Annotated in this window: 3 protein-coding genes; 2 read left to right on the plus strand and 1 reads right to left on the minus strand. The window is 75.6% G+C overall.

Annotation, left to right across the window (positions count from 1 at the left end; genetic code table 11):
• Nucleotides 1-1,286 (minus strand): FHA domain-containing protein (locus tag ACWGDE_RS35915; protein WP_453393271.1); only part of this gene is annotated, 1,286 nt, incomplete at its 3' end.
• 439 nt (nucleotides 1,287-1,725) lie between these two features.
• Here ACWGDE_RS35915 and ACWGDE_RS35920 point away from each other — a divergent pair.
• Nucleotides 1,726-3,501, plus strand: a complete 1,776-nt coding sequence (locus ACWGDE_RS35920) for a serine/threonine-protein kinase (RefSeq protein WP_453393272.1) — start codon at nucleotides 1,726-1,728, stop codon at nucleotides 3,499-3,501.
• Between the two features lie 203 nt (nucleotides 3,502-3,704).
• On the plus strand, nucleotides 3,705-4,952 hold the full coding sequence (locus ACWGDE_RS35925) for a serine/threonine-protein kinase (protein WP_453393273.1): 1,248 nt from the start codon (nucleotides 3,705-3,707) through the stop codon (nucleotides 4,950-4,952).
• The last annotated feature ends 175 nt before the right edge of the window (nucleotides 4,953-5,127 follow it).

The raw sequence follows: 5,127 nt of genomic DNA on the forward strand, positions 1-5,127 counted from the left end.
ACCTTGCTGCCGGCGCCGAGCGCGACCTCCAGTCCGGCGGGCCCGGCCCACAGTCTGGGGGCCGGTCCGAGGGCGGCGAGGAGCAGCGCGGCGGGATCGTCGGAGCCGGGCCGTGCGGCGACGGCGGCCGCCGAGGCGGTCCCGGCGAACACCTCGGCCGGCTCGGGCTCCTCCCCGCGCACCCACTTGCGCGCCCAGGCCCCGAGCCCGCGCCGGGCCCCGCGCCGGGGCTCGCCGGTGCGCCCCTCGGCCGGGCCCGCGGCGAGGCCGTCCGGTGCGCCGGCGCTGTCCCAGCCGGCCTCGCCGAAGTGCTCGACGCCGGGTGCGCCGGGCGGGTACGCGGAGTCCCGGCCGCCGGAGTGCTGTTCCGCTCCGGGAGCGCCCGGTCCGGGGACGGCGGCCCGGCCGTCGCCGGAGGTGTCGTACCCGGGAGCGGGGGCGCCGTACGCGCCGGTTCCGTGCGAGCCGGTGCCGTGCGGGCCCGGACCGTACGAGCCCGTCGCGGCCGCGGGGTCGCCGGCGTCGGGCGCGCCCCAGGAGGCCCGGTGGTGGTCGGCGTCGGGGACGCCGTCCCGGCCGGCTCCGGGCAGGGCGAGGGCGAGGTGGCCCTCCAGGTCGGGGGTGACCGGCAGGGGGGAGGGCTGAGCTCCGACGGCGAGCCGCAGGGTCGACTCGCCGACCCGCAGCAGTGCTCCCGGTGCCAGCGCCACCCGGTCCGGGCCGACCGTCGCGCCGTCGAGGGTGGTGCCGTTCGTCGAGCCGAGGTCGGCCACCGCCACCCGCCCGTCCGGGAGCACGGTGACGGTGCAGTGCAGGCGGGAGACGTCGGGATCGTCCAGCGGAACGTCCGCGTCGGCGGAGCGGCCGATCCGGATCGCCCCGGGGTGCAGCAGGTGCACCCCGCCCGCGTCCGGTCCGGCGACGACGTGCAGCTGCGGTCCGTCCCCGGTCTCGGCGTCCGCCAGTACGTGCGGGCCGGGCACGTTCAGCGAGAGGACCGCCCCGTCCACCAGCGGCGGCTCGCCGAGCACGCTCCGCCCGGGGTCGAGCCGCTCCGTACCGGCGTACAGCACGACCGTGCCCCCGGTGTCGGGGCCGCCGACGGTCGCCGCGAGTCCGGAGGCCACCGCGGCCAGCGCGGTGCCCACGGGCGCGGTGACGAGTACGTCGCAACTCGCGGGCCCGGAGCCGGAGCTCGCGGCGGAGCCCGCGGCGGAGGAGGTCGTGGAGGCGGCCAGGTGGCCGCTGCGCGACCCCGAGCCGAGAACGGTCAGCCGGATCTGCATCGCCGTCAGCGGTCCCTTCTGCGCGGTGCGCGGTGTATGCGCCCGGCAGGGATCCACGGGACATGCCATGCGTGCCCGTCCGCCCCCACCCGGCACGGACGCGTCGTCCGGTCAGGTCTGCCCGGAAGGCGGGGCTCCCGTCCCGGCCGTTCCGTACGGGTGCATCCTCGCACCTGTCGTACACAACACGCCCGCCGCCCACCAACAAGTGATCTTGATCGGTCGTGGAGCGGTACCGGACCTGCAATCGGGCCGGTCGGATAAGGACAACAGGGCGACGAAAATCGCCCCTGGCATACACCGCAAATCTCACCCTTCGTACATATGTACGGCAACCAACCTTCCGTGCCCGGCGTCTTCCCTCAGGACACCCCCTAGAGTGGGCCGGAAAACCCATCACCCAATCGACTGCAGAAACCAACAGCAGGGAGCGCGTGACGTGCGGCCAGTCGGCAGCAAGTACCTGCTCGAGGAGCCGCTCGGGCGCGGCGCCACGGGCACCGTCTGGCGCGCGCGCCAGAGGGAGGCCGCCGGAGCGGAGGCGGCAGTGGCCGGCCACCCCGGCGAGACCGTGGCCATCAAGGTCCTCAAGGAGGAGCTGGCCCAGGACGCGGACATCGTCATGCGCTTCCTCCGCGAGCGCTCGGTGCTGCTGCGCCTGACCCACCCCAACATCGTCCGCACCCGCGACCTCGTCGTGGAGGGCGATCTGCTCGCGCTCGTCATGGACCTCATCGACGGTCCTGACCTGCACAAGTACATCCGCGCGAACGGCCCCTTCACCCCGGTCGCCGCGAGCCTGCTGACCGCCCAGATCGCGGACGCGCTCGCCGCCAGCCACGCCGACGGCGTCGTCCACCGCGACCTGAAGCCCGCCAACGTCCTGCTCGACGAGCGCGACGGCCAGATGAAGCCGATGCTGACCGACTTCGGCATCGCGCGCCTGGCCGACTCCCCGGGCCTGACGCGCACGCACGAGTTCGTCGGCACCCCCGCCTACGTGGCCCCCGAGTCCGCCGAGGGCCGCCCGCAGACCTCGGCCGTCGACATCTACGGCGCCGGCATCCTGCTCTACGAACTCCTCACCGGCCGCCCGCCCTTCGGCGGCGGCAGCGCCCTGGAGGTCCTGCACCGCCACCTCAGCGAGGAGCCGCAGCGCCCGGCGAACGTGCCCGAGCCGCTGTGGACGGTCATCGAGCGCTGCCTGCGCAAGGAGCCGTACGAGCGCCCGAGCGCCGAGAGCCTGGCGCGCGGCCTGCGCGTCGTGGCCTCCGGCATCGGCGTGCACTCCACGGCCGCCGAGGTCGAGGCCGCGCTCGGCGTCGGCGCGCTGCTCGCGCCCGACCCCTCGCCCGCGCCGGTCCCCGAGACCCCGGGCTCCTCGGACGCCACGCAGGTGCTGCCCGGTGGCGGCGGGGCCTCCCCGATGGGCGCCTACGACCCGAGCGCCATGACCAGCGTGTTGCCGCCGGTCGGCGCGGCCGACGCCACCTCCGTACTGCCGAGCACCGGCGGTCCGGGCGGTCCGGGCGCGGACCCGACCTCCGTGATGCCGCCCGTGCAGCGGCCGGACCAGCCGCACCCGTGGCAGTCGCAGATGCAGGCGGCCCGCGACCGCAACGAGCAGACGCAGATGCAGTACCTCGACCCGAGCGAGGACCCGCTGCGCCGCCGTCCGCAGCGGCAGGCGCCCCCGCCGCCGCAGCAGCAGCCGCCCCAGTACCGGCCGCAGCAGCCTTCCCAGCAGCAGCCGTACCGGCAGCCCCCGCCGCAGCAGCAGTACCAGCAGCCCCAGCAGTACCCGCAGCAGCAGTACGCGCCCGCGCCCCCGCCGCAGCACTACCAGCCGCAGCAGCACCACCCCCAGCAGTACCAGCAGCCGCAGGGCGGGCAGCCCCAGTACCGCCAGCCCCAGCCGCCGCCCCAGCAGCAGCCCCCGCAGGGTCCGCCGCCGCGGCAGCCCGTCGACCGGGAGCCGCGCGAGCCGCGCCGCCGCAGCGCGAACCCGGTGAGGATCCCGGGTCTGGGCTGCCTCAAGGGCTGCCTGGTCATGATCCTTCTGTTCTTCGTCGCGGGCTGGATGATCTGGGAGTTCAGCGGACTCCAGGAGTGGGTCGGCACCGGCAAGGGCTGGTTCGACCAGGTGTGGACCTGGGGTTCGGACGCCGTCGACTGGATCAGCACGATCGGCGACGCCACCGGAAGCGGAACCTGAGGCGGCGCGCATCCCTGAGCCGGCGCCCCCGTCGGACGCTGCTACAGGGCTCGAATGGGGCCCTGTAGCGCTGACTTCGTGGATTTGTCGACTTCTGGGACGTGATTTCGCCCGCAGAAGTGAAGGTCGCCGCGATCCGTGGACTACAACCCCCACCCGGCCGCGTAGCTTTGGCACGTACGCCAGCCGCTGAGGGAGCAGTCGTGGCACGGAAGATCGGCAGCCGGTACACCGCGCACCAGATCCTTGGGCGCGGCAGCGCGGGCACGGTATGGCTGGGCGAGGGGCCGGACGGCCCCGTCGCCGTCAAACTGCTGCGCGAGGACCTCGCGTCCGACCAGGAGCTCGTCGGACGGTTCGTCCAGGAGCGCAGCGCGCTCCTCGGCCTGGAGCACCCGCACGTCGTCTGCGTCCGCGACCTCGTCGTGGACGGCAACGACCTCGCCCTCGTCATGGACCTCGTCCGGGGTACGGACCTGCGCACGCGCCTCGACCGCGAGCGGCGGCTCGCCCCCGAGGCGGCCGTCGCGATCGTCGCGGACGTCGCGGACGCGCTGGCCGCCGCGCACGCGGCCGGGGTCGTCCACCGGGACGTCAAGCCGGAGAACGTCCTGCTCGACATGCAGGGCCCGCTCGGGCCGGGCGGCGCGCACCCCGCGCTGCTCACCGACTTCGGCGTGGCCAAGCTCATCGACTCGCCGCGGCGGGCCACCGGCGGGCGCGTGTCGGCCCCCACCACCCGGATCATCGGGACCCCGGACTACCTGGCGCCGGAGATCGTGGAGGGGCTGCCGCCGCGCGCGGCGGTGGACATCTACGCGCTGGCCACCGTCCTGTACGAGCTGCTGGCCGGCTTCACGCCCTTCGGCGGCGGGCACCCCGGGGCGGTCCTGCGCCGGCACGTGACCGAGACGGTCGTCCCGCTGCCCGGGATCCCCGACGAGCTGTGGCAGCTGATGGTCCAGTGCCTGGCCAAGGCCCCCGCCTCGCGGCTGCGCGCCTCGGAGCTCTCCCTGCGCCTGCGCGACCTGCTGCCGCTGCTGGCCGGCATGCCGCCGCTGGACGTGGACGAGCCGGACGAGCCCGAGCCGGACCGCTCGCCGGAGCCGGAGACCGCCTCGGACCCGGTACGGCGGCGGGGCGTGGTCCCGCTGGTCCCCGGCTCCTCGACGGACTCCAACCGGGACACCCACACCTCGATGCGGGTGCCGGGGCCGGACGAGCTGGCCGGGGGTGCGCTCGGCACGGCGCGGGTGCCGCGGCCTGCCGGGGGGCACCGGCCGGGGTCCGCGCGGCACCGGGCGGAGACCGTTCGCAAGCGCCGGCTGGCGCTGTCCGCTGCCGCGGTCGCTCTGGCCGCGGCGGTCGGAGTCGGCAGCTGGCTGGCCGTCTCCGGTGACTCGCCCCCGCCGCCCCAGGACAGCAAACAGTCGAGCTCGACAGCCCCGTAGCCTCGGCCCCGGTAACCCGGGCCCGCCACCGGGTCGACCCCGGGCTCGCCACCGGGCGGACCCCGGCCCCTGCAACCCCGGGCTGCGCCCTGGGGTGCCCTGCGGGGCTGTCCCCTACCCGCCCTTCCACCGTTCCCAGGGCTGCGCCCTGACCCCTGGGGCTCCGCCCCAGACC

Source organism: Streptomyces sp. NPDC054956, from assembly GCF_053609185.1.